We start from the raw sequence: 23,103 nt of genomic DNA on the forward strand, positions 1-23,103 counted from the left end.
ACGGGCGTCCTGACTGTCGACCTTCCGGCCATCGCCGCCAACTGGGCTTCGCTCCGCGACCGCCACAGGGCCATGGGCGGCGGCGAAACGGGCGCGGCGGTGAAGGCCGACGCCTATGGCCTCGGCGCCGCCGAGGTCGCCCCCGCCCTGGCCGCGGCCGGCTGCCGCCACTTCTTCGTCGCCCACGCGGCGGAAGGCATGGCCGTCCGCGCCGCCCTGGGCCCCGGCCCCACCATCGCCGTCCTCAACGGCTTCGCCCCCGGCACCGACGAGGACGCCGCCCTTACCCCCGTGCTGAACAGCCCCGGCGACATCGCGGCCTGGGCCGGCACCGGCGCGGCCGCCATCCTGCACATCGACACCGGCATGGCCCGCCTGGGCCTGTCCTCCGCCGAAACCGCCGCCCTGGCCGAAAACCCCTCCCCCCTCGCCGGCCTGAACCTCCTTTGCGTCATGACCCACCTGGCCTGCGCCGATGACCCCGCCCACCCGCTGAACAGCGAACAGGCCGCCCGCTTCGCCGCCGCCCGCGCCCGCCTCCCCGCCGCCCCCTTCTCCTTCGCCAATTCCTCCGGCCTCTTCCTCGGCGCGCCCTTCGCCTCCGGCCTCGCCCGCCCCGGCTGCGCCCTCTACGGCCTGAACCCCACGCCCGGCCGCCCGAACCCCATGCGCCCGGTGGTCCGGCTGGAGGTCCCGGTCCTCCAGCTCCGCGAAATCCCGGCCGGAACCCCCGTCGGCTACGGCGCCACCTGGACCGCCCCGCGCCCTTCCCGGATCGCCACCGTTGCCGCCGGCTATGCCGACGGCTATCTGAGGTCCCTCTCCGGGCACGCGACCGCCCGCTTCAAGGACCGGGACGTGCCCCTGGTCGGCCGGGTATCCATGGATCTCACAACCTTCGACGTGACCGACCACCCCACCATCGCGCCCGGCTCGATGATCGAGCTGATCGGCCCCGGCACCGCGCCGGACGATGTCGCCGCCCGCGCGGGGACCATCGGCTACGAGGTGCTGACCTCCCTCGGCGCCCGCTACCGCCGCGAATACCTGCGCGCCGCGTGAACGCCTCCTCCCTCCTCGCCCGCCCGCTGGACGGGCTGGCCGCCCTTGGCCGCGCCGCGCTGGACCTGTGCCGCACCGCCGGCGCCGTGACCCTCTTCGCGCTGGAGGCGATCAGCCACGCCGTCCGCCCGCCCTTCCACCCCCGCCTCTTCCTCCGCGCCTTCATCGAGGTCGCCTATTTCTCCCTCCCCGTGGTCGGCCTCACCGCCGTGTTCACGGGCATGGTCCTCGCCCTCCAGTCCTATTCCGGCTTTTCCCGCTTCGGGGCGGAAGGGGCGGTCGCCAACGTGGTCGTCATCTCCATCACGCGCGAACTCGGCCCCGTGCTCGCCGGCCTCATGGTGTCGGGGCGCATCGGCGCCGCCTTCGCGGCCGAGATCGGCACCATGCGCGTCACCGACCAGATCGACGCCCTGACCACCCTCTCCACCGATCCCGTGAAGTACCTCGTCACCCCCCGGCTGCTGGCGGCCACCCTGGCCATGCCGCTCCTGGTGCTCGTGGCCGACGTCCTCGGCGTCATGGGCGGCTACCTGATCGCCACCCTCAAGCTCGGCTTCTCCGGCCCCACCTACCTGAAGTCCACGCTGGACTTCCTGCAGGCGATCGACGTGGTCAGCGGCCTGGCCAAGGCCGCCGTCTTCGGCTTCATCGTGGCGCTGATGGGCACCTGGTGCGGCTACACCTCCCGCGGCGGCGCCCAGGGCGTGGGCGGGGCCACCACCACCGCCGTGGTCTCCTCCTCCATCCTCATCCTCGCCCTCGACTACGTGCTCACCGAGGTCTTCTTCGCCCGATGAGCGGCACCGTCCCGAAGATCCGCCTCCGCGGCCTCCGCAAGGCCTTTGGATCCAAGCAGGTGCTGGACGGCGTTGACCTCGACGTCATGCCAGGCAGCTCCATGGTGATCCTGGGCGGCTCCGGCTCGGGCAAGTCCGTCACCATCAAGTGCATCCTGGGCCTCATCACCCCCGATTCCGGCACCGTCGAGATCGACGGCCGGGATGTCCTCTCCATGTCCGCCCGTGAGCGCGAGGCGGTGCTCGACCGCACCGGCATGCTCTTCCAGAACGGCGCCCTCTTCGACAGCCTGCCGGTCTGGGAGAATGTCTGCTTCAAGCTCCTCGCCCAGAAGCGCATCACCCGCGCCCAGGCCCGCGACAAGGCCGCCGAGGCCCTGGCCGATGTCGGCCTGGACGCCGCGGTGGGGGACCTCTCCCCCGCGGAACTCTCGGGCGGCATGCAGAAGCGCGTGGCGCTGGCCCGTGCCATCGCCTCCGAGCCCGACATCATCTTCTTCGACGAGCCCACCACGGGGCTCGACCCGATCATGGGCGCCGTGATCGACGGCCTGATCGTGGACTGCGTCCAGCGCCTGGGCGCCACGGCCGTGACCATCACCCACGACATGGCCAGTGCCCGGCGCATCGGCGACACGGCCGCCATGATCCACCACGGCCGCATCGTCTGGACCGGCCCGGCCGAAACCCTCGGCGAGACCGGCAATCCCCTGGTGGACCAGTTCGCGCGGGGCGAGCGCGAAGGCCCCATCGCCATGGAACTGAGGCGCTAAAGCAGCCCTCCCGACGCGCAAACGCAGGGCCGCCGCCCTGTCGCCCCGGCCGCATCACCCCATATCTCCAGCCGGATGACCGGCCCCCTCCTCGACATCGCCCGTATCTATCTGGAACCGGCGGTCGAGGCCCATGCACGCGGCCGCGAGATCCTCGCCCGGTTCCCGGAGGCCGAGCGCATCCCCGTCGCCTCCCACTGGCGCATCCCCGAGCTGCGCGAGGCCGATCCCGGCGACTTCCTCCGCGCCAAGCGCGACACGCTGGTGCTCGGCGTGAAGAAGGGCCTCTCCTTCCGTCCCAACGGCCGCAGCGCGGACTTCATCGCGCCCTCCTCCTCCAATGGCTGCGCCATGGCCTGCGCCTACTGCTACGTCGCGCGCCGCAAGGGGCACTCCAACCCCATCAGCGTCTTCGTCAACATCGAGGAGATCGCCGCCTCCGTCGCCCGCCACGCCGCCCGCCAGGGCCCCAAGGCCGAGCCCAACCAGGTGGATCCGCGCGACTGGGTCTACGACCTCGGCGAGAACGGCGACCTTTCGGTGGATGCCCTCATCTCCGACAACGTCCGCGACCTCGTGGCCACCTTCCGCGGCATCCCCAACGCCAAGGGCAGCTTCGCGACGAAGTGGGCCAATCCGGGCCTGCTGTCCTACGATCCCCGGGGCCGCACCCGCATCCGCATGTCCCTCATGCCCGCCGCCATGGCGAAGCTGCTGGACGTCCGCACCTCCCCCGTGGCGGAGCGCATCGCCGCCATTCCCGAGCTCCACCGGGCCGGCTACGAGGTCCACCTCAACTTCTCCCCCGTGGTCCTTCGGGAGGGCTGGGAGGCCGACTGGGGGGAGCTCTTCGCCGAGCTCGACGACATCCTGCCCGACGCGGTGAAAAGCCAGCTCGCCGCCGAGATCATCATGCTCACCCACAACGAGGGCCTGCACGAGATCAACCTCGCCTGGCACCCGAAGGCCGAGGAGCTGCTCTGGCGCCCCGACATCCAGGAAACCAAGCTCTCGGAGGGCGGCGGCGTGAACCTGCGCTACCGCACGGGCTGGAAGGGCCGCTGGCTCCGCCGCTTCCAGGACCTGCTGGCCGACCGCATGCCCTATTGCCGGGTGCGCTATGCCTTCTGAAGCCCTGGCCGCCGAGGCCCCGGCGCGCCCGCACCCGCTCTGGGTGCCCAAGCGCCTCCTCATCACCCCTGCCGCCCTTTCCTGGCCCCAGGGCGAGGCGATGGCGCAGCGCGCCGCAGCGCTGGGCACCGAGATCGTCCGCCTGAAGGCCGACCGCCTGACCGGCCTGCCGGACACCTATCGCGACGCCAAGACCACCATGGCCGTCGTCGCCGCCTCCCCCAGCCGCCGCCGCCCGCAGCCCATCCCGCCGAGCGCCGACTGGCGTTTCGACCTGGCCGAGGGCTGCCCCGCCCACTGCGCCTACTGCTACCTCGCCGGCTCGCTCAAGGGCCCGCCCATCATCCGCGCCTATGCCAACCTGCCGGAGATCCTCGCCGAACTCCCGCCCCTGCTCGGCCAGGGCCAGGTCACCTCCCGCAACGCCGCCCGCGCGGCGGAGGGCACCACCTTCGAGGCCTCCTGCTACACCGATCCACTGGGCATCGAGCACATCACCGGCAGCCTGGCCGAAACCATCCGCTTCTTCGGCGCCTGGGACGCGGAAGCCCAGCTCCGCTTCACCACCAAGTTCGACGCCATCGACCCGCTTCTGGCCCTGCCGCACGCACGCCGCACCCGCATCCGCTTTTCCGTCAACGCCCGCCCGGCCGAACGCTTCGAGGGCGGCGCCCCGCGCGTGAGCAGGCGCCTCGCCGCCATGCGCAAGGCCGCCCTGGCCGGATACCGGATCGGCCTGACCGTGGCCCCCATCCTGGCCCTGCCGGATTGGCAGGCCGCCTACGACGCCCTGCTCGCCGACTGCGGCGCCGCCCTGTCCGGTGCCCCGGACCCGGACCTCACGGTCGAACTCATCACCCACCGCTTCACCGAGGGCTCGCGCGAGATCCTCCAGGGCTGGTACCCCGGCAGCGCCCTCGAGATGGACCCGGCGCAGCGCACCCGGAAAACAACGAAGTTCGGCTCGATCAAATACGTCTTCCCGCGGGAGCGGATGGCCGAGCTTCGCGCCGGGCTGGAGCGCAGCGTCGCCCGCCACCTGCCCCAGGCCCGGGTCCTCTACTGGACCTGAGGCCTCACCCGAACAGCGCGGCCGAGAGCACCATCAGGATTCCCGCGATCGACGCGCCCCAGACCACCGGCCGCACCGCCAGCCCCAGCGCATAGGCCGGCACATAGGCCAGGCGGGCCCAGAAATAGATCAGCGCGCCCCAGCCCGTCAGGGCCCCGCTGCGCCCGGAAAGCTGCGCCACCACCACCGCCGCGACGAACAGCGGAAAGGTCTCCAGGAAGTTGTCCCGCGCCCGCATCAGCCGCGCGGCCGTTCCCTGCGGCGGCGGCGGCGTCGTGTCGCGCGGCCCCGCCGCCCATTGCAGCCCGCCCTCGCGCTGGCGGATCGTCGCGATGGCGGCGGCCAGGATCTGCACGAAGCCCAGAAGCGCGCTCCAGGCCAGCCAGCGGAGTTCAGGGGTCATCGGCGCCTCGCTCTGTCCGCCCGAGGCTAACCGGTTCGGGCGCGCAGGGAACCCCACCCCTTCTTTCCGGCCCCGCGCCGCGCTACATCCCTGTGTCCACCTTTCGTTCCTGATCGGGCACCCCTTGGCCAAAGCCTCCCACCGCTTCGTCTGCCAGTCCTGCGGCACGGTCCACGCGAAGTGGCAGGGCAAGTGCGAGGGCTGCGGCGAGTGGAACACCCTGGCCGAGGAAGTGGTGGAGGCCCGCGGCCCCGGCCCCGCGAAAACCGCGGCCATCGGTGGCCGCCGCGTCGAATTCGTTCCCCTCAAGGGCCATTCCGCCCCTCCTCCCCGCACCCGCACCGGCATGGCGGAACTCGATCGCGTCCTCGGCGGCGGCTTTGTCCCGGGCTCGGTCGTCCTCGTCGGCGGCGACCCCGGCATCGGCAAGTCCACCATCCTCCTGCAGGCCGCCGCCCGCGTGGCCACGGCCGGCAAGCGCACCCTCTACATCTCCGGCGAGGAGGCGATCGAGCAGGTCCGCCTCCGCGCGCTGCGCCTGGGAGTCGCCGCGGCCCCTCTCGGCCTCGCCGCCGCCTCCTCCCTCCGCGACATCCTGACCAGCCTGGAGGAGGAGCGCGACGTCGGCCTCGTCATCATGGACTCCATCCAGACCGTCTGGCTGGACAGCCTCGATTCCGCCCCCGGCACCGTCTCCCAGGTCCGCGCCTGCGCGGCCGAGCTGGGGCGGCTGGCCAAGGCCCGCGGCTTCGCCCTCGTCCTCGTCGGCCACGTGACCAAGGAAGGGACGCTGGCCGGCCCCCGCGTGCTCGAGCACATGGTGGACGCCACCCTCTACTTCGAAGGCGACCGCGGCCACCAGTTCCGCATCCTCCGCGCCACCAAGAACCGCTTCGGCGCCACCGACGAGATCGGCGTCTTCGAGATGACCGAGACGGGACTCGCCGAGGTCCCCAACCCCTCCGCCCTCTTCCTCGCCGAGCGCCGCGGCAACGTTTCGGGCTCCGCCGTCTTCGCGGGCCTGGAGGGCACGCGCCCGGTGCTGGTGGAGATTCAGGCCCTGCTGTCCCCGGCCTCGGGCGGCAGCCCCCGCCGGCAGGTGGTGGGCTGGGACTCCGGCCGCCTGTCGATGCTGCTGGCCGTACTCGAAACCCGTTGCCGGATGAGCCTCGGCCAGAACGACGTCTACCTGAACATCGCCGGCGGCCTCCGCATCAACGAGCCCGCGGCCGACCTCGCCGTCGCCGCCGCCCTGGTTTCCGCCGCCACCGACCGCCCCTGCGCGCCCGACACCGTCTTCTTCGGCGAGGTCGGCCTCTCCGGCGAGGTGCGCCAGGTCGCCCAGACCGAGCTTCGCCTCAGGGAGGCCGCCAAGCTCGGCTTCTCCGCCGCCACCCTCCCCCGCCGCGTCGCCCGCGGCGGCCGCGCCCTGTCCGCGCCCGAGGGGCTACGCCTGAGCGAAACCGGGCACCTCGCCGACCTCGTCGCCCCCTTCGCCGCCGGCGCCACCCGCAAGCCGGGCGCAAAGGAAAAGGCGAAGCCCGAGCCGGCCGAGGCCGAGTGAGGCCCGGCCCCTTGCGGCCCTCCGTCCGGCGTGATGCCGTCCGGGGCGGGAATCGCGAAGGGCGAAGAACGGCATGAGGAACTCGGTCGGGCGGACGGCGGCGCTGGGCTTCGTCGCGGCGGCGATCTCCGTTGTCGTGTTCCACCAGGGCCTGATCTGGCTGCTGCACAAGGCCGGCTACGTTCCGAACGCCCCCTGGTCGCTGCGCCCCGTCGGGCCCTGGGGCGTGCCGGCGCTCGCCAACCTCTGCTTCTGGGGCGGCCTCTGGGGAATCCTCATCGCCTTCGTGCTGCGCGGTGTGCGCGGGGCGGCGTTGCTCGCGGGCTTCCTGATCGGCGTCCTCGGCGCGGCCATGGTCGGCTGGACCCTCGTGCCCTCGCTCCGCGGGCAGCCCCTCTTCGCGGGCGGCAACACCGTGGCCCTGCTGCGCTCCGCCCTGATCAACGGCACCTTCGGCTGGGGCACCGCCCTTATCCTCACCCGGGCGTTCCGCCTTTAGCAGGGTCCGCCCCACCGGGTCCATCCCGGTCCCATGGCGCGGGAACATGCCACCCCCGCACCCGCCGGGCCGCCGGGTGCGTGACGCCGCGCCTGCGCATCGCTATATGCCGCCGCAGATGACCTGGGTCGATGCCGTCTTCCTCGCGCTGGTTGCCGTCTCCGGCGCCATCGGCTACCTGCGCGGCCTCGTCCGGGAGGTGCTGGGCGTGGGTGCCTGGGTGGGCGCCATCTTCTTCGCCTTCTTCATGCTGGACGGCATGCGCGGCCTCTTCGCCAACCTGTTCCCGCAGGAGTGGATGGCCGACGCCGCGGCACTGGCCACGGTCTTCGTGGTCACCCTCATCATCCTGAAGATCATCATCGCTTTCATCGCCCGCGGGGTGCGAAACTCCGTGCTGGGCGGCGTCGACCGCGCGCTCGGCATCGTCTTCGGCCTGGGCCGGGGCGTGGCGGTGATCCTGGTGGCCTATATCGCGGCCGGGGCCTTCGTCCCCAATCCGGACCTCTGGCCCGCCCCGGTGCGGCAGGCCCGCTCCATGCCCCTGATCGCCGACGGCGCGGCCTGGCTGAACAGCCAGCTTCCGCCCCGCTACCGCCCCCGCCTCCCCGACGCGTCCACCGGCCGCGCCCCCACCGCCGAAGAACTCCTGCGCCCTCCCGCGCGGAACAGGATCTGATCCCATGACGGACCTGACGACCAACCCGTTCGAGAGCGACCCCCACAACCCCGACGACGACGGATTCCACGAGGAATGCGGCGTCTTCGGAGTCTGGAACTCGCCCGACGCCGCCGCCCTCACCGCGCTGGGCCTCCACGCGCTCCAGCACCGCGGCCAGGAAGCCTCGGGCATCGTTTCCCTCGGCGAGAAGGGCTTCCGCTCCCACAAGGGACTCGGCCTGGTCGGCGACATCTTCGGCGATGCCCGCGTCATGGCGGGGCTGCCCGGCCGCGCCGCCGTGGGCCACAACCGCTACGCCACGGCGGGCGAGACGGCGCTGCGCAACGTCCAGCCGCTTTACGCCGACTTCGCCTTCGGCGGCTTCGCCGTGGCCCACAACGGCAACCTCACCAACGCCCTCACGCTCCGCCGCCAGCTCGTCCGCCGCGGCTGCCTGTTCCAGTCCTCCACGGACTCGGAGGTCTTCGTCCACCTCATCGCGATCTCGCTCTACGCCACCGTGCTGGACCGCCTGATCGACGCCCTGAAGCAGGTGGACGGCGCCTACTCGCTCGTCGCGTTGCACGACGGCGCGCTCATGGGCGTGCGCGACCCGCTCGGCGTCCGCCCCCTCGTGCTGGGCCGCCTCGGCGCCGACCAGAACAACGCCTGGGTGCTCGCCAGCGAAACCTGTGCCCTGGACATCGTCGGCGCCGAGTTCGTCCGCGACATCGAGCCCGGCGAGATCGTCATCATCGACGACGACGGCGTGCGCAGCATCAAGCCCTTCGCCGAGACCGCCAGCCGCTTCTGCATCTTCGAGTACATCTACTTCGCCCGCCCGGACTCCGTGGTGGAAGGCACGCCCGTCTACGAGGCCCGCAAGGGCATCGGCCGGGAGCTGGCGATCGAGAGCGGCGTGGACGCCGACGTGGTCGTGCCCGTCCCCGATTCGGGCGTGCCCGCCGCCATGGGCTATTCAAAGGAAGCCGGCATCCCCTTCGAGCTGGGAATCATCCGCAACCACTATGTGGGCCGCACCTTCATCGAGCCGACCGACAGCATCCGCCACCTCGGCGTGAAGCTGAAGCACTCCGCCAACCGCGCCATGCTGGAGGGCAAGCGCGTGATCCTGGTGGACGACTCCATCGTCCGCGGCACCACCTCCAAGAAGATCGTGGAAATGGTGCGGGGCGCCGGCGCCAAGGAGGTGCACATGCGCATCTCCTCGCCCCCCACCACCCATTCCTGCTTCTACGGCATCGACACGCCCGAGCGCGAAAAGCTGCTCGCCGCCAAGCACAACGTGGAGGAGATGGCCCGCATCATCGGCGCCGACAGCCTCGCCTTCATCTCGCTGGATGGCCTCTACCGCGCCCTCGGCCGCCGCGGCCGCGACGCGCGCGACCCCGGCTACTGCGACGCCTGCTTCACCGGCGACTACTCCATCCCGCTGACCGACCTCCAGGGCCACCCCGAGCGCAAGCCGGCCCTGCTGGCGCTGAACGGCGTATGAGCGCCCGTCTGCCGGAGGGCCGGCCGCTTGAGGGCCGCGTCGCCCTCGTCACCGGCGCCTCGCGCGGGATCGGCGCCGCGGTTGCGGTGGAACTCGCCCGCCTCGGCGCGCACCTCGTCCTCACCGCCCGCAGCCAGGGCGGTCTGGAGGAAACCGACGACCGGATCCGCGCCCTGGGCGGCAGCGCCACCCTGCTGCCCTTCGACCTCGCCAAGGACGCCGACAAGCTCGACCCCCTCGGCCCCTCCGTGATCGAGCGCTTCGGCCGGCTGGACATCCTGGTCCACGCGGCCGGCACCCTCGGCACGCTGACGCCGGTGGCGCACATCACCCCGCGCGACTGGGCCGACGTGGTCGCGGTCAACCTCACCGCCGCCTGGCGCCTCATCCGCACCCTGGACCCGCCGCTCCGCGCCTCGGATGCCGGCCGCGCCGTGATCCTGACCACGGACCGCGCGCGCGAGCCCAAGCCCTACTGGGGCGCCTATGGCGCGACCAAGGCCGGGCTGGAGCACCTGACCGCCACCTGGGCCGCCGAGGTCGCCAGCACCCCCCTCCGGGTGAACCTGCTCGATCCCGGCCCCGTCGCCACCCGGCTGCGCGCCACCGCCATGCCGGGCGAGGACCCCGCCAGCATCGCCCAGCCCGCCGACGTCGCCCCGCGCATCGCCGCCCTCTGCCTGCCCGGCGAGGAGCGCGTGGGTCAGGTCGTCCGCGCCGCCTGACCGGAAGGCACGCCCGGAGCGCGGGCCGTGCCTTCCGTCACTTCCCCGGCGCCGGGATTTCGCGGCGCCGGCACCGAGCTTGGCCGGCCGGTCGCCACCCCTGCGGTCGGGCGGGCCAGGGAGGACCAGCCCTGAGCGCCATCACTCCTCCGCGTAGGGGTTCTCCGTCCCGCGCAGGTTGAGCCGAACGGGAACCCCCGGCATCGTGAAGGCCTCGCGGAAGGAGTTCACGAGATAGCGCCGGTAGTCCTCCGGCAGCATCTCCGCCCGCGTCCCGAAGATCGCGATGGTGGGGGGCCGCGCCTTGGGCATGGTGGCGTAGCGCAGCTTCAGGCGCTTGCCCTCCACCAGCGGCGGCGTGTGCCGGGCCAGGGCGTCCTCGAACCAGCGGTTCAGCGCACCCGTCGGGATGCGGCGGTTCCAGGTCTCGTAGGCCTCGCGCACGGTGGGCATCAGCTTCTCCACGCCCTTGCCCGTCGCGGCCGAGAGCGGCACCACCAGGATGCCCCGGAGCTGCGCGAGGGAGGCCGTCAGCACGTCCTCCACCTTGCGCCGCGCCGCCGCCCGGTCCTCCACCGCGTCCCACTTGTTGAAGGCGATCACGATGGCCCGGCCCTCGCGCTCGGCCAGCCGCGCGATCCGCAGGTCCTGCTCGTCCATCCCTTGCACGGCATCGACCACCAGCACGGCGATCTCGCATTCCTTCAGCGCCGCGATGGTGGCGGCGGTGGACATCTGTTCCAGCGCCGCCGTGATCCGCGCGCGCCGGCGCAGCCCGGCGGTGTCCACCAGCCGCACGGGCTTGCCGGTCTCGTCGATCCACTTCACCGCCACCGAATCCCGGGTCAGCCCCGGCTCCGGCCCCGTGATCATCCGCTCCTCGCCCAGCAGGGCGTTCAGCAGGGTGGACTTGCCGGCGTTCGGGCGCCCGACGATAGCCAGCCGCAGCGGCCGGTCCGGGTCCTCCTCGTCCTCCTCCGCGGGCTCCGGCGGGAGGGCCTCGCGGATCTCGTCGTGCAGCTCGCCGAAGCCATCGCCGTGCTCGCCGGAAACCGGCAGCGGCGAGCCCAGGCCCAGCTCATAGGCTTCCAGCGAATTGGCGGCGCCCAGGCGCCCCTCGGCCTTGTTCGCCAGCAGCAGCACGGGCTTGCCCTGGCGCCGCAGCCACTGCGCGAAGCTCCGGTCGGCGGGCGTCATGCCCGTGCGGACATCCACCACGAACAGGATCAGGTCCGCCTCCCGCAGCGCCGCCTCCGAGGAGGCGCGCATGCGGCCGGGAATGGTGTCGGGCGAGGCTTCCTCCAGCCCGGCGGTGTCCACCAGCAGCACGTCGCGCCCGGCGATGCGCGCGACCACCTCCTTGCGGTCGCGCGTCACGCCGGGCGTGTCGTCCACGATGGCGATGCGCCGCCCGGCGAGGCGGTTGAAGAGGGTGGACTTGCCCACATTGGGGCGGCCCATGACGACGATACGGGGAAGCATAGGCCGCAAGAGCACCGCCGGGGCCGAGGGGTCAAGCGCGACCTCGGCGGGGCAGCAAACGGCTGGCGGGGGATCAGGCCCCGCGCAACGCCACCAGCGTCCCGCCGTCCGTCACCACGTACACCGTGCCGCCCGCCGCGACGGGCGCGAGGGTGGCGCCATCCGGCAGGCGCACCCGCCCGGCGATGCCCCCTTCTCCCGGATCCACCAGCACCAGCTCCCCCAGGGAGGACGGCACCAGAATCTGCCCGGCCGCCACCAGGGGCGAGCCGAAGGTGGCGGGGGTGCGGCGCCGGTCGCGCGCCGAGCGCTCGTCCAGCAGCGACACCCAGCGCACCCGCCCGTCCGTGCGGCCGATGGCGACGATCTGGCTGTCCGGCGTCACCACGAAGATCCAGTCGCCCGCCACCGCCGGAGAATAATTGCTTCCGACGTCCCGCTCCCACAGCCGCCGCCCGGAGCGGAGGTCCACCAGGAGGCAGGTGCCGGCCTGACCGGCGGCGAAGACACGCCCCTCGGTGATGATCGGCAGCCCGCGCACCCCGGCCAGCTCCGCCATGCTGCCGCGCTGGCCGCCGGGCCCCGCCGAAAGGCTCTCGGTCCAGATCACCCGGCCGTCGCCCGCCCGCAGCGCCGCCAGCTCGCCGGAGGGCAGCCCCACCACCACGCTCTCGCCCTCCACCGCCGGCGCGGGCAGGCCCAGCGGCACGGCCGAGACCACGGCGCCCCGATAGGTCCAGAGGCGCCGCCCATCCTCGGTGGAAAGGGCGACAAGCTGGTTCTCCACAGTGGGAATGAAGACCCGCCCGCCCGCAACCGTCGGCGCGCCCCGCGTCGGCGCCCCGGTGGTGGCGCGCCAGCGCACCTCCCCCGTGCCGGGGTCGATCGCCAGCAACTCGGCCATGCCCGTGGTCGCGTAGAGAACGCCCTCCGAGAAGGCGAGGCCAGCACCCACGGCGCCCACGTCGTCCTTCTCCGGCGTCGTCTCCCGCGTCCAGCGGCGCGCGCCGCCGGCGGCGTCGAAGGCCGAGACGGTGCCGAAGGCGTCGGCGGTGAACACCGTGCCATTGGCCATGATCGGCCCCGTGGTGATCCGGCGGCGATAGGAGGAACCGGTGCCGATGCTGGCCCGCCAGACCTCCCGCAGCCCCGTCCCCACCGAGGCCGGGCCGGGATCATGCGACAGCACCCCGCCCGCCTGCGGCCAATCCGCCCGCGCGACGGGCGCCGGAAGCTCCACGGGCCGCCCGGCCGCGGCCGGGTCGATCGCCAGCTCGCGGTCCTGCTGGATCACCGGCAGCCGCTCCCCCGGCAGCGGCGTCTTCTTGTCGCCCAGGATGCTGTCGATCGTCTCGCAGCCCGAGAGCGCGAGGGCCGCGCCGCCCAGCAGCAGGCCGCGTCGGGACGGGGTGGGCTTCATGGGCAACACGCTCTCCTGCATCGGGTCAGGCATTCGGAAGCTGCGCCGCCACGCGCGCGGCCCGGTCACGGAGCGCCTGCGGGGCCGCGGCATCGGCCGAAAGGGCTTCCAGGATGCGGCGCGCCTCGTCGTTCCGGCCCTGGCGGATCGCCACCAGCGCCTGCAGCTCCCGCGCGGAGGCCCGCCAGGGGTTGCCCTCCACAGTCAGCGGCGTGATGCGGGCGGCGAGCATCGCCGGGTCCTGCGTGTCCAGCCCGTGCAGCACCCAGTTCAGGCTGGCGAGGTCGCGGTACAGCGCGTCGGCCGCGCGGTCGTTCGCCACCGCGTCCCAGTCCGCCAGCGCGCCGGGCAGGTCGCCCGTCTCGGACCTCAGCGCCGCGGCGCGCAGCCGCGCCAGGGTGCGGTAGCCCTCAGGCGCCTGGTTCGCGATGTCCTGGAAGCGGGCGGCCGCGGCCTTCAGGTCGGCCCCGGGCTGCTCCGCCTCGCGGTGAACCAGAAGGAAGGCGTTGGCCGAGGCCTCGGATTCGCGGGTCTGGTACCAGCGCCAGCCCTGCCACCCACCGACGGCGATCAGCGCCAGCAGCGCAACCGCCGCCAGGATCCCGCCGTACCGCATCCCGAGCTGCCGGGCGCGCTCGGCGCGGAGATCCTCGCGGACCTCGTCGAAGATATCGGGCAAGCGGGTTCCTTCCCCCTTGATGCCACACGGGTGCCGCAGGCGTTGCCGCAGGAGCGGCCGGCCGGGGTATAGCGGGACCGTCACAGGGCGTTAAGCCCGCCCGGTGCATCGTGCCGGCATGCCCGCCCCTTCCCTCCTGCTTCCGCTCCTCCTGGCACTGCTCGCGCTGCCCGGCTGCGGCGCGGTGGTGCCGCTGGCCGCGGCCAACGGCGTGTCCCTGATGCTGACCGGCCGCGCCGTGCCGGACATCGTGGTTTCCGGCGTCACCGGGCGGGACTGCTCCATCGCCTACCTGGACGCGCGCGAGCGCTACTGCCGCCCCGGGCCCGACGCGGCGCCGCAGCCGCACTGCACCCGCAGCCTGGGCGCGGTGGACTGCTGGATCAGCCCGCCGCCCGGCAACCCGCCGCCGCGCCCGGTCGGCGACGCGCGACCCGCCCCGCCGGTCGAGCCCTGGCCGGAACGTTTGCTCTAGGAAGGCCCTTCAAGCACAGGGAAACACTTGGATTTATCGCCCCGGCGCCCCACCTCAGGGGGATGCGGCCCGGCCCAGGCCGGGCTCTCACCACCCATCACCAAGGACCTTCCATGGCCCGATCGACGGCCGCGGCGCCAAAGCGCGCTCCAGCCCCCACGCGCGCGGCCTTCAACCGCCTCTCCCAGGTGCTCCAGCGCGGCGCGAGCCCCGAGCGCATGGTGCGCGAGGTGGAGGCCGTGGTGGACGACCTGCGCTCCGCCGGCGACGAGGAGGAGCTCCGCACCTGGCTGGAGGAACTGCACGAGGGCTTCAAGGAAAGCACCGAGGCGGCGATCGAGGCGATCGACGAGGTGGAGTCCACCGAGAAGGCGGCCCGCCGCCACGCCGAGAACGCCGCCAACGCCATGGCCGCGATCCGCGACGCCTTCGGGCGCCATCTCGGCCGAAGCTGAGCCGGGCCGGGGGTTGTCCCCGGCCCTCCGCCTCAGGCCCGCGTGCCGTCGAAGCGCACGGGCAGGCCGCCCGGCGTGCCCAGCACCTCGTCCTCCCGCATCACCGCCCGCCCGCGCACCACGGTCATCACGGGCCAGCCCTGGCAGCGCGTGCCCACGAAGGGGCTCCAGCCGCAGGGCGAGACCAGCCAGTCCTGCTCGATCACCCGGCTGCGGCCCATGTCGACCACCGTGAAGTCCGCATCGTAGCCGGCCGCGATACGGCCCTTCCCGATCGCGCCGTAGACCCGCGCGGGGCCCGCCGCCATCAGGTCCACCAGCCGCGCCAGCGACAGCCGCCCGGCCGAGACGTGGTCGAGCATCATCGGCACGAGGGTCTGCACCCCCGTCAGCCCCGCGGCCGTCGCCGGCCAGGGGCGCTCCTTCGCCGCGCGGGAATGCGGCGCGTGGTCGCTGCCCACCGTGTCCACCGTGCCGTCGGCCACTGCCGCCCAGGCCGCCTCGTAGTGGCGCCTGTCGCGGATCGGCGGGTTCATCACGGCGTAGCCGCCCAGGGCGTCATAGGCATCCGGCGCCCATTGCGTGAGGTGGTTCAGCAGCACCTCCACGGTCGCCACGTCGCGGAAGTCGCGCATGTAGTCCAGCTCCTCCGCGGTGGAGACGTGCAGGATATGCGCGGGCCGGTTCGTCTTGCGCGCCAGCGCCATCAGGCGGCGCGTGCCGAGGAAAGCGCATTCCACGTCCCGCCATTCCGCGTGCAGCCGGTGCGGCCCGCCGGCCTCGAACATCGGCTTCCGCGCCTGCAGCCGGTACTCGTCCTCGGAGTGGTAGGCGATGCGGCGCCCGCCGTTGCGCATCACGCGCTCCAGCGTCTCGTCGTCCTCGATCATCAGGTCGCCGGTGGAGGAACCGGCGAAGACCTTGATGGCGCAGACATTCGGCTCGCGCTCCAGCGTGCCGAGCTCGCCCACGTTGCTGCGCGCGCCGCCGACATACATGCCGACGTCGCACCAGGCGTTCTCCCGGATATACCCGCGCTTCCAGTCCAGCTGCTCCACCGAGGTGATGGAGGGCTGGGTGTTGGGCATGTCGAACACCGCCGCGAGCCCGCCCAGCACCGCGCCCTTCGTGCCGGTGGCCAGCGTCTCCACCGCCGCGTCGCCGGGGTCGCGCAGATGAACATGCGGGTCGATCAGCCCGGGCAGCACGTGCAGCCCGGCGCAGTCGATCACCTCTGCCGCCTCGTCCGTGCGGAGGTCGCCGAGCGTGACGATCTTTCCCGCGCGCACCGCGACGTCGACGGAAGCCTCGCCCCAGGGAAGGACAACGGTGCCGCCGCGCAGGATCAGGTCGTATCTCGCCATCTCGCCGTTCCATCGCCAAATTGCCAGGGCGGGGTGATACTCCAGGGGCGCCGGGGGCGGGAGGGCGATTTCCCCCATTCGCCCGTCCGGCCTATCATCCCTCCCATTGCAACAAGGTGATGCTCATGCCGGCTCGTTTGGCGCGGCTGCCGGCCGCTGCCCAGTGGGCCCTCCTGATCGGCCTGGCGCTCCTCCTGGACCTCGGCGGCGCCCTTGCCCGCCTGCCCGGCTCATCCCTCCTCGGCGCCCTGGTCGCGGCGATCGTGCTCAGCCTGGCGGGCGTTTCCATCCGCCTGCCGCGCCGGGCCTATGTCGCGGGCCAGGGGATGGTCGGGTGCCTCATCTCCACCACCATCACGGCCGCCATCCTCCACTCCTTCCTGGAGGACTGGCCCTATATCGCCGCGGCCGCCTTCGGCACGCTTTTCGTCAGCCTGCTGCTGGGCTGGCTCCTCAGCGTCTGGCGGGTGCTGCCGGGCACCACAGCCATCTGGGGCGCGGCGCCCGGGGGCGCCTCGGCCATGGTGGTGATGGCGGAAGCCTTCGGCGCCGACGTGCGGATGGTGGCGCTGATGCAGTACCTGCGGGTGGTCTGCGTCGTGGGCGTGGCCATCGCGGTGGCGCACTGGCTGGCGACCGGCCCGAGCCCGGCCGCGGCGGCCATGGCGGCGGCGCCGTTCCAGCCCCGGGCGGTGGCGGCGGCCATGGCCCTCGCGCTGCTCGGCGCCTGGGCCGGCCGGGCCTCCCGCATCCCGGCGGGGCCGATGCTGTTGCCGATGGTGGCCGGCGCCCTCCTCCAGTCCTCGGGGCTGGTGGCGCTGCAGGTGCCACCCTGGCTCAGCGCGCTCGGCTTCGGCGCGATCGGCTTCCAGATCGGGCTGGGCTTCACGCGGGGCGTCCTCGCCCAGGCGGCCTCCGCCCTGCCGAAGCTCCTGCTCTGCATCGCCGTGCTGATCGCCCTCTGCGGGCTGATGTCGGTCGCCCTCGCCCGCGCGCTCGGGCTCGATCCGCTGACCGCCTATCTCGCGATGAGCCCGGGAGGCATCGATTCCGTCGCCGCCATCGGGGCATCGAGCGGCGCGGACATGTCCTTCGTCATGGCGCTGCAGACGGTGCGCATGCTGGTTGTGCTGCTGCTCGGCCCGCCGCTGGCGCGCGCCCTGGCACGCCGCTCGGGCGGATAGGGCGGCACGCGGCGGAGGCGGCGATGCCCGCCCCCGCCCGCCGGCCCCTACCAGGTCAGCTCGGCCACGCTGATCCGGTTCTCCGCCAGCGGCCAGGCGCGGGCCACCACCCGCTCCTTGTTGAACACGCCCGCGACCGCACGGCCAACCTCCGCCTCCGGCAGCCGCGCCACCGCCGTCGCCCCGGCCGCCACCCCACGCGGCAGCTCCGCCGGCTCGCGCCCGTCCAGCAGCACCACGTCGCGCGGGATGCCGAAATAGCCGCGCGGCCGGTTGAAGCGCACCACCGCCCCCGCCCCCCGGTCCGCCGCGACGGGCGGCGCCGCCGGGCGCAGGTTCACCACGTCCGAGGAGCGCGGAAAGGGCGAGCGGTAGGAATGCGTGATGGGGTGCTCCGGCGCCGCCACCACGATCTCCAGGCTCCAGTCCGGCGCAACCGCCGCCGGTCCCCAGCGCCCGTCCTCGCCCGTGGTGCGGCGATGCACCGCCTCGCCCATGCGCTCCCCGGTTTCGGGCGAAACCCGGAACACCTCCACCACCGCCCCCGCTACGGGCCGGTTGGTCTGAACGCCGCCCGGGGTGCCCGTCACCCGCCCGTCCAGCACCGGCCTCGCCTCCGCCGCCACCGAGAGCCGCTCCGGCTCCCGCCCCGCGATGAAGCGGAACATCTCGCGAAAGGCGCGGGCGGAATAGGCGGTTTCGCGGTGGTCCACCCCGGGCAGCACCAGGTTGGTCGCGCCCCGCAGCGCCGGGCTGTCATATCCCACCCCCGTGGGCACGCCCGGCCGGCCGGCGTAGCGCCCCTCCGGCTGGGCATAAAGATCGTTGGAATCCGAGCGCAGCGTCAGGAACTCCGTACCCGGCACCACCTGGGATTCCTCCCCGTTCAGCGCCCGCAGCAGCGTGGACCGCGCATTGAACTCCCGCCCCGCATTCTCCTCCCAATTGTAGATGCCGTTGTTCGGCGTGCCGCAGGTGACCACGTGCGAAACCTCCGCGCCCCCGCCATGAAGCTGAACATGGTTGCGGATCGGGTATCCCCCGCGGGAATTCCCCACCAGCGCCACCCGCCCCGCCCCGGTCCGCCCGCGCAGCGCCGCCACCTCCGCCGCCATCTCCCGCCAGGCATCCTCGGAGGAGGAGCGCATGGGCTGGGCCACCGCGTCGTCGTCGCGCGCCAGGGGGTCGGTGAAGTCCAGCGCCCGCAGCCGGTCCCGCGGCCACCCATTGCTCTCGAAACGCCACAGGGTCGTCATCCACAGCGCCGAATGGTCGCCGTTGCCGTGCACGAACAGGATGGGGGTCAGGGCGGCCTCCTGGGCCAGGGCGAGGCGGGACAGAAGGGGCGAGAAGGCCATGGCACCCAGAAGGGCGCGCCGGAATGGGCGCATGGTCGGCGTTTCCTTGTTGTTCATCAGCTTCGTGCCATCTTATGGCGGTCCGCCCGGTGGAACAGCCCGGCAGGCCCGTGGTTCCCTCGGCAACGCAGCGTCCGGCGGGGGCGGCGCACGAAGATCGGCAGACCTGGGGCACGGGACCCCGGATGGATGGACCGGCTCAGAACCCGCGGCGCCGTGGCAACCCTGTTCGGGGCCTGGCACCACCGGTCCATCCTAGCTTTCCCGGCCACGGCCCCGCCCGCCCCGGCTTGCGCCCCCGGCCCCTGCGTGATCCATTCTGCGCCCGCCCACCCCGCAGGAAATCCCTCATCTTGACAGCCCGCGGCCCGGGCGGCGCGAGCCGGCCCATGGGTATCCTCCTGCTGGTCATGCCCGCGATCGCCGTCGGCCAGTACCGTGGCATCGCCCTGGCAGGCACGATCGCCTTCATCGCGGCCATCCTCGCCCACCGGCAGGCCTTTGGCCGCCTTCCCTGGCCGCTTGTCCGGCATGAAAGCCGCACCACCCTCCTGGCGCTGCTGCCCCTCGCCTGGTGCCTGCTCACCGCCGCCTGGGCCGAGGAACCCGGCCGGGCCGCCACCACCGCGCTGAGCGCGGCCGGCTTCGTCCTCCTGGGCTCGGCCACCGCCCGCGCGCTGGCCGAAGAGCCCCCGGCGCGGATCGAGCGCATGCTGCGCCTGCTGTTCTGGGGCCTGGCCCTCGGGATCCTGCTCGCCTTCCTCGATCAGGTCACCGGCAACGCGCTCCGCGCCGCCGTCCGCGGCCTGCGGGAAGCGCCGGCCACCCTCTTCTTCGGGCTCAAGCCGGCCGGCTCGCTCATCGCCGTCCTGCTGCCCCTCGCCGCCACGCTGCGGCAGGTGCCGTGGCAGGCCCGCGCCGCGCTGGTGGCGGGCGGCATGATCACCCTGCTCCTGCTGCCCGCCACCTCCGCCAAGATCGCCGCCGTCCTCGGCCTGCTGGCGCTTCTGGCGGCGCGGATGCTCGGCCCCTGGCTCGCGCGCGGCATCGGGGCGGCGCTGGCGGCGGGCTTCGTCGCGGCGCCGCTCGTCTTCGGCGCGGTCCTGCCCCGCCTGCCGTCCCTGGAAACCATCCCACCCTCCGCCGCCCATCGCATCCTGATCTGGGACTTCGCCCTCGGGCGGATCGCCGAGCACCCGGTGGTGGGCTGGGGCGGCGAAGCCAGCCGCAGCGTGCCCGGCGGGCGCGACGTCTTCGATGCCGCAACCCTCACCCGCTTCGGCCTCACCTCCCCCGCCTCGCGCGCCTGGTTCGCCCGGCCAGAGGCGCAGCGCCTGCCGCTGCACACCCACAACGCCATGATCCAGGTCTGGCTGGAACTGGGCGGGGTGGGCGCCGTCCTGGTGGCGCTGCTGATGCTGGGCCTGTCCTGGGCCGCCGCCGCCAGCGGGCCCGCCGGCACCGGCGTGCTGGCATCGGCCGCAACCGTGGGAATGCTGAGCTACGGCGTCTGGCAGGAGTGGTGGATCGGCCTGCTGCTGGTTGTGATCGCCGTGTTCAGCGCGATGAACCGGCTGCCGGCCCGTCCCCGATAAGGGCCAGGTAGCGCGGCAGAACCGAGCCCCAGTTGAAATCGTCCCTCACCCGCCGTGCCGCCGCCATGCCCATGCGGCGGCGCAGCGCCTCGTCCCCGAGCAGCCGCCCCAGCGCCGCCGCCACCGCCGCCGGGTCGTCCCCCTCGCAGACGATCCCGGTCTCGCCATCCGCCACCGCCTCGGCCGCGCCGCCGTCCCGGCCGGCAACGGAGGGCACGCCGTACCAGGCCGCCTCCAGGTAAACCAGGCCGAAGCCCTCCACCGAGGCACCGACCCGCCGCGTCGGCATGGCGAACACATCGGCCCCCGCGTAGAGCGCCGCCTTGGCCCCCGCATCCACGAATCCCAGGAAGCGAACCCGCTCCTCCACCCCCAGCTCGCGCGCCAGCCCGGCCAGGCGGACGCGGTCCTCCCCGTCGCTGGCGATGGCGTAGCGCAGGCCCGGATGCCGCGCCGCCAGCTCCGGCAAGGCGCGGATCACCTGGTCGATCCCCTTCCGCGGCTCCAGCCGCGCCATGGTCAGCAGCAGCGGCCCCTCCCCGCGAAGCGTCCTCACCCAGGCCAGCTTATCCGCCGTGGGCCCGGGTTGTGGCGGGATGGGCAGATGGACCACCACGGGGCGGGGGGCACCCGCCCCCAGGAAGGGCCGCATCAGCCCCTCCGTGAACGCCGAAATGGGCGCGATCGCGCTCGCCCTGGCCAGCGATGCCTCGATCCGCCGCCGCTTGCGCGGAGAAGCCTCAGGCGGGAACTCCGAGCCATAGGCCAGAACCAGCGTGGGCACGGCGGGGCGGGGCAGCGCCTCCAGGCTCTTCCAGCTATCGGCGATCACGGCGCGAACCGGCTGCCGGGCCAGCGCGTGCCGTGCGGCCAGGCCCTTGCGCCACCGCCGCAAAGGGCGCGGCCCGCCGAAGCGCCGCAGCACGATCCCCGCCCCCCAATCCGGCTCGGCCAATGCCTTCCCCCGGATATGGTCGGCCAGCACCAGCACCTCGCGCCCGCTCGCGGCCAGCGCGCGCGCGAGGTCGCCCATCAGGGCCTGGATGCCGCCCGGGTCGGGCGGGAAGTTCTGGGTGAGAAGAAGGATCAAGGCCCGGCCTGCCGGTCGCCGCCCCGCGGCCGCCCGCCGTGCCTCTCCGGCTCAAGCCGGGCCTTCAGATGGGACAACAGCGGGAACAGCCCCGTGCAGAAGGCCAGCAGCACCCCCCAGCCCCCCTCCCGCCAGCCCCCGCGCGAGACCAGCGACTTGAAGAAGCGGCTGACGAAGCGGCGGAGGTTGTCGGGCAGCGAGCCGATCTTGCCCGAATCCAGCAGGTCCGCCGCCTTTGCGCTGGAATAGCGGTCCAGCCGCCGGAGCATGTCGGAGATGTCGCGGTCCAGCGCGTGGTGGATGCCGTGGGCGGTGATCTTCTCGCCCTCCGTTCCCGTCCAGTCCAGGCCCGGATGCACCCGCTGCGCCCGCCAGCGCTTGGCGCCGCGCCGGAACAGGATGGGCTTGGAGGTGGTGCCGAAGCTGCCCGCCCAGCCGCCGCGGATCAGCCGCCCGCCCACGTGGTTGTCGATCCGCACGCGGTGGAACGCGTGGGCCGAGGACGCGCAAACCCGCCGGATCTCCGCCCAGAGCGCGGGCGGCACCCGCTCGTCGGCATCCACCTCCAGGACCCACTCGCCGGTGCAGGCGGCGATCCCGGCGTTGCGCCGGTCGCCCTCCAGCGGCCAGTCGCCCTCGATCACCCGGTTCGCGCGCGCCCGGGCGATGGCCAGGCTTCCATCCGTGCTGCGGTCCAGCACCACCACGATCTCGTCCGCCGGCCCCAGGGCTGCCAGGCATTCGGGCAAGCGCTCCGCCTCGTTATGCGCCACCACCAGGGCGGAGATGCGGTTCGCCGCCTGCGGCGCGGCGCCGCTCATGCGTGCAGCGGCGCGGGAAGAGGGGCCGCGGCCAGCAGGTCCTGCGCCGCACCCAGCGCGCGCTCCACCGCAAGCCCCGCCATGGTCCCGTCGGACGAGACCACCGCCCGCGCGGCACGCCCGACCGGCCCGTATTCCCCGGCCGGCGTGGGCCCGAACAGCCCCAGCGTGGGCGCCCCCGCCGCGGCGGAGAGGTGCATCAGCCCGGAATCATTGCCCACGAAAAGCCGCCCCCGCGCCAGCAGCGCCGCCGCCTCCGGCAGGGAAAGCCGCCCGACGAGGTCCAGCGCGTCCGGCAGCGCCGCCACCACCGGGGCCGCCATGGCCCGCTCCACCTCTCCCGGCCCACCCAGCAGCACCGGGCGCGCGCCCTCCAGCGCGCCGCCGGGACCGAGCAGGGCCCGGGCGAGGTCCACGAAGCGTCCGGCCGGCCAGACCTTGCCGTCCCAGTTCGCGGTCGGCCCCAGCGCCAGCACCGGCCGGTCATCCCCCAGCAGGGCGGCGGCGCGGCGGCTGTCCTCCGGCGCGAACCAGGCCACGGGATGCGGCGGCGGGTCCAGGCGCAGCACGGCCGCGATATGCCCCAGGCGGTGCCCCGGCCGGCGCCCGCCGCGCATCACCACGCGCCGCCGCGCCGGCACCAGCCACCCCAGTGCCGAGCCGCGCAGGTCCACCACCAGGTCCCACACCGTTCCCGCCACCTGCGCCCACAACACGGGCCAGTGCATGGAGAAGGGCCGCTTGGCGACCACGATGGTGCGCTCCCGCCCGGGCATGCGCGCGAAGACCCCCTCCGCCGCCGGGCCGCAGGCAACCGTGATCCGCGCCCCCGGATGGGTTCGCAGCAGGTGGTCGAGCAGGCCGGTGGAGAGCACGGCGTCGCCGATCCGGGTGGAGGTGACAAAAAGGATCCGCATGGGCGGCACGGTCTAGCACGTCCCGCCCCGGGATGGGCGAGGGGGCGTCGCGTTGGG

The 23,103-nt window shown here is 73.4% G+C and carries 23 protein-coding genes; 14 read left to right on the forward strand and 9 right to left on the reverse strand.

The features are described from left to right. Positions 1 to 9: 9 nt before the first annotated feature. The 5 genes from alr to ACFFIC_RS06955 all read left to right on the forward strand — a co-directional run bounded on the left by alr (position 10) and on the right by ACFFIC_RS06955 (position 4,838). A complete protein-coding gene (alr, locus tag ACFFIC_RS06935; protein ID WP_377049660.1) occupies positions 10 to 1,062 on the forward strand; it encodes an alanine racemase in 1,053 nt (350 codons plus the stop codon). Further along, a complete protein-coding gene (locus ACFFIC_RS06940) occupies positions 1,059 to 1,862 on the forward strand; it encodes an MlaE family ABC transporter permease (protein ID WP_377049437.1) in 804 nt (267 codons plus the stop codon). The genes alr and ACFFIC_RS06940 overlap by 4 nt, the downstream gene beginning before the upstream one ends. After that, positions 1,859 to 2,635, forward strand: a complete 777-nt coding sequence (locus tag ACFFIC_RS06945; RefSeq protein ID WP_377049438.1) for an ABC transporter ATP-binding protein — start codon at positions 1,859 to 1,861, stop codon at positions 2,633 to 2,635. The genes ACFFIC_RS06940 and ACFFIC_RS06945 overlap by 4 nt, the downstream gene beginning before the upstream one ends. A gap of 75 nt (positions 2,636 to 2,710) precedes the next feature. Continuing rightward, complete coding sequence (locus tag ACFFIC_RS06950) at positions 2,711 to 3,766, forward strand: spore photoproduct lyase family protein (protein ID WP_377049439.1); 1,056 nt, start codon at positions 2,711 to 2,713, stop codon at positions 3,764 to 3,766. Then, positions 3,756 to 4,838, forward strand: a complete 1,083-nt coding sequence (locus ACFFIC_RS06955; RefSeq protein ID WP_377049440.1) for an SPL family radical SAM protein — start codon at positions 3,756 to 3,758, stop codon at positions 4,836 to 4,838. The genes ACFFIC_RS06950 and ACFFIC_RS06955 overlap by 11 nt, the downstream gene beginning before the upstream one ends. Positions 4,839 to 4,842: 4 nt before the next feature. Here the strand turns inward: ACFFIC_RS06955 and ACFFIC_RS06960 are convergent, their stop codons facing one another. Next, positions 4,843 to 5,241: an MAPEG family protein gene (locus ACFFIC_RS06960; RefSeq protein WP_377049441.1), complete on the reverse strand. Its 399-nt coding sequence runs from the start codon at positions 5,239 to 5,241 to the stop codon at positions 4,843 to 4,845. A 124-nt stretch (positions 5,242 to 5,365) separates the two neighbouring features. Here ACFFIC_RS06960 and radA point away from each other — a divergent pair, with 124 nt between their 5' ends. The 5 genes from radA (at position 5,366) to ACFFIC_RS06985 (ending at position 10,206) form a co-directional block, all read left to right on the forward strand. After that, positions 5,366 to 6,805, forward strand: coding sequence for a DNA repair protein RadA (gene radA, locus ACFFIC_RS06965; protein ID WP_377049442.1), 1,440 nt, complete (start codon positions 5,366 to 5,368; stop codon positions 6,803 to 6,805). Between the two features lie 73 nt (positions 6,806 to 6,878). After that, positions 6,879 to 7,304, forward strand: coding sequence for a hypothetical protein (locus tag ACFFIC_RS06970; protein ID WP_377049443.1), 426 nt, complete (start codon positions 6,879 to 6,881; stop codon positions 7,302 to 7,304). A 106-nt stretch (positions 7,305 to 7,410) separates the two neighbouring features. After that, a complete protein-coding gene (locus ACFFIC_RS06975) occupies positions 7,411 to 7,983 on the forward strand; it encodes a CvpA family protein (RefSeq protein ID WP_377049444.1) in 573 nt (190 codons plus the stop codon). Between the two features lie 4 nt (positions 7,984 to 7,987). Further along, entirely contained in the window at positions 7,988 to 9,481 is a 1,494-nt protein-coding gene (gene purF, locus ACFFIC_RS06980; protein WP_377049445.1) for an amidophosphoribosyltransferase, read from the forward strand. Beyond that, positions 9,478 to 10,206 (forward strand): SDR family NAD(P)-dependent oxidoreductase, encoded by a 729-nt coding sequence (locus ACFFIC_RS06985; protein ID WP_377049446.1) that lies wholly within the window; start codon positions 9,478 to 9,480, stop codon positions 10,204 to 10,206. The genes purF and ACFFIC_RS06985 overlap by 4 nt, the downstream gene beginning before the upstream one ends. A 141-nt stretch (positions 10,207 to 10,347) precedes the next feature. Here the strand turns inward: ACFFIC_RS06985 and der are convergent, their stop codons facing one another. The 3 genes from der to ACFFIC_RS07000 form a co-directional block, all read right to left on the reverse strand. Beyond that, complete coding sequence (gene der, locus ACFFIC_RS06990; RefSeq protein WP_377049447.1) at positions 10,348 to 11,688, reverse strand: ribosome biogenesis GTPase Der; 1,341 nt, start codon at positions 11,686 to 11,688, stop codon at positions 10,348 to 10,350. 73 nt (positions 11,689 to 11,761) lie between these two features. Continuing rightward, positions 11,762 to 13,108, reverse strand: coding sequence for an outer membrane protein assembly factor BamB family protein (locus tag ACFFIC_RS06995; RefSeq protein ID WP_377049448.1), 1,347 nt, complete (start codon positions 13,106 to 13,108; stop codon positions 11,762 to 11,764). 25 nt (positions 13,109 to 13,133) lie between these two features. Beyond that, positions 13,134 to 13,787: a tetratricopeptide repeat protein gene (locus tag ACFFIC_RS07000; protein ID WP_377049449.1), complete on the reverse strand. Its 654-nt coding sequence runs from the start codon at positions 13,785 to 13,787 to the stop codon at positions 13,134 to 13,136. A 118-nt stretch (positions 13,788 to 13,905) separates the two neighbouring features. Between ACFFIC_RS07000 and ACFFIC_RS07005 the strand changes: the two genes are divergently transcribed. Together ACFFIC_RS07005 and ACFFIC_RS07010 are read left to right on the forward strand one after the other, a co-directional pair. Continuing rightward, entirely contained in the window at positions 13,906 to 14,262 is a 357-nt protein-coding gene (locus ACFFIC_RS07005; protein ID WP_377049450.1) for a hypothetical protein, read from the forward strand. 113 nt (positions 14,263 to 14,375) lie between these two features. Next, positions 14,376 to 14,717: a hypothetical protein gene (locus ACFFIC_RS07010; protein WP_377049451.1), complete on the forward strand. Its 342-nt coding sequence runs from the start codon at positions 14,376 to 14,378 to the stop codon at positions 14,715 to 14,717. A gap of 32 nt (positions 14,718 to 14,749) precedes the next feature. Here ACFFIC_RS07010 and ACFFIC_RS07015 read toward each other — a convergent pair whose 3' ends face one another. Next, complete coding sequence (locus tag ACFFIC_RS07015; protein ID WP_377049452.1) at positions 14,750 to 16,081, reverse strand: dihydroorotase; 1,332 nt, start codon at positions 16,079 to 16,081, stop codon at positions 14,750 to 14,752. 125 nt (positions 16,082 to 16,206) lie between these two features. Here ACFFIC_RS07015 and ACFFIC_RS07020 point away from each other — a divergent pair, with 125 nt between their 5' ends. Next, on the forward strand, positions 16,207 to 17,265 hold the full coding sequence (locus ACFFIC_RS07020) for an AbrB family transcriptional regulator (protein WP_377049453.1): 1,059 nt from the start codon (positions 16,207 to 16,209) through the stop codon (positions 17,263 to 17,265). 47 nt (positions 17,266 to 17,312) lie between these two features. Here ACFFIC_RS07020 and ACFFIC_RS07025 read toward each other — a convergent pair whose 3' ends face one another. Next, complete coding sequence (locus ACFFIC_RS07025) at positions 17,313 to 18,680, reverse strand: hydrolase (protein WP_377049454.1); 1,368 nt, start codon at positions 18,678 to 18,680, stop codon at positions 17,313 to 17,315. Positions 18,681 to 18,976: 296 nt separating this feature from the next. Between ACFFIC_RS07025 and ACFFIC_RS07030 the strand changes: the two genes are divergently transcribed. Beyond that, positions 18,977 to 20,218 carry an O-antigen ligase family protein gene (locus ACFFIC_RS07030; protein WP_377049455.1) on the forward strand — a complete coding sequence of 414 codons (1,242 nt, stop codon included), beginning with the start codon at positions 18,977 to 18,979 and terminating at the stop codon, positions 20,216 to 20,218. Here the strand turns inward: ACFFIC_RS07030 and ACFFIC_RS07035 are convergent. The 3 genes from ACFFIC_RS07035 to ACFFIC_RS07045 are packed head-to-tail and all read right to left on the reverse strand — an operon-like array spanning position 20,181 to position 23,046. Next, a complete protein-coding gene (locus ACFFIC_RS07035) occupies positions 20,181 to 21,308 on the reverse strand; it encodes a glycosyltransferase family 4 protein (RefSeq protein ID WP_377049456.1) in 1,128 nt (375 codons plus the stop codon). The two genes, ACFFIC_RS07030 and ACFFIC_RS07035, sit on opposite strands and share 38 nt — an antisense overlap. Then, entirely contained in the window at positions 21,305 to 22,129 is an 825-nt protein-coding gene (locus tag ACFFIC_RS07040; RefSeq protein ID WP_377049457.1) for a glycosyltransferase family 2 protein, read from the reverse strand. Before ACFFIC_RS07040 ends, ACFFIC_RS07035 begins: the two co-directional genes overlap by 4 nt. Next, on the reverse strand, positions 22,126 to 23,046 hold the full coding sequence (locus ACFFIC_RS07045; RefSeq protein WP_377049458.1) for a glycosyltransferase family 9 protein: 921 nt from the start codon (positions 23,044 to 23,046) through the stop codon (positions 22,126 to 22,128). The genes ACFFIC_RS07040 and ACFFIC_RS07045 overlap by 4 nt, the downstream gene beginning before the upstream one ends. Positions 23,047 to 23,103: the final 57 nt, after the last annotated feature.

It is taken from the genome of Muricoccus vinaceus (genome assembly GCF_042433125.1).
Classification (GTDB): domain Bacteria; phylum Pseudomonadota; class Alphaproteobacteria; order Acetobacterales; family Acetobacteraceae; genus Roseomonas; species Roseomonas vinacea.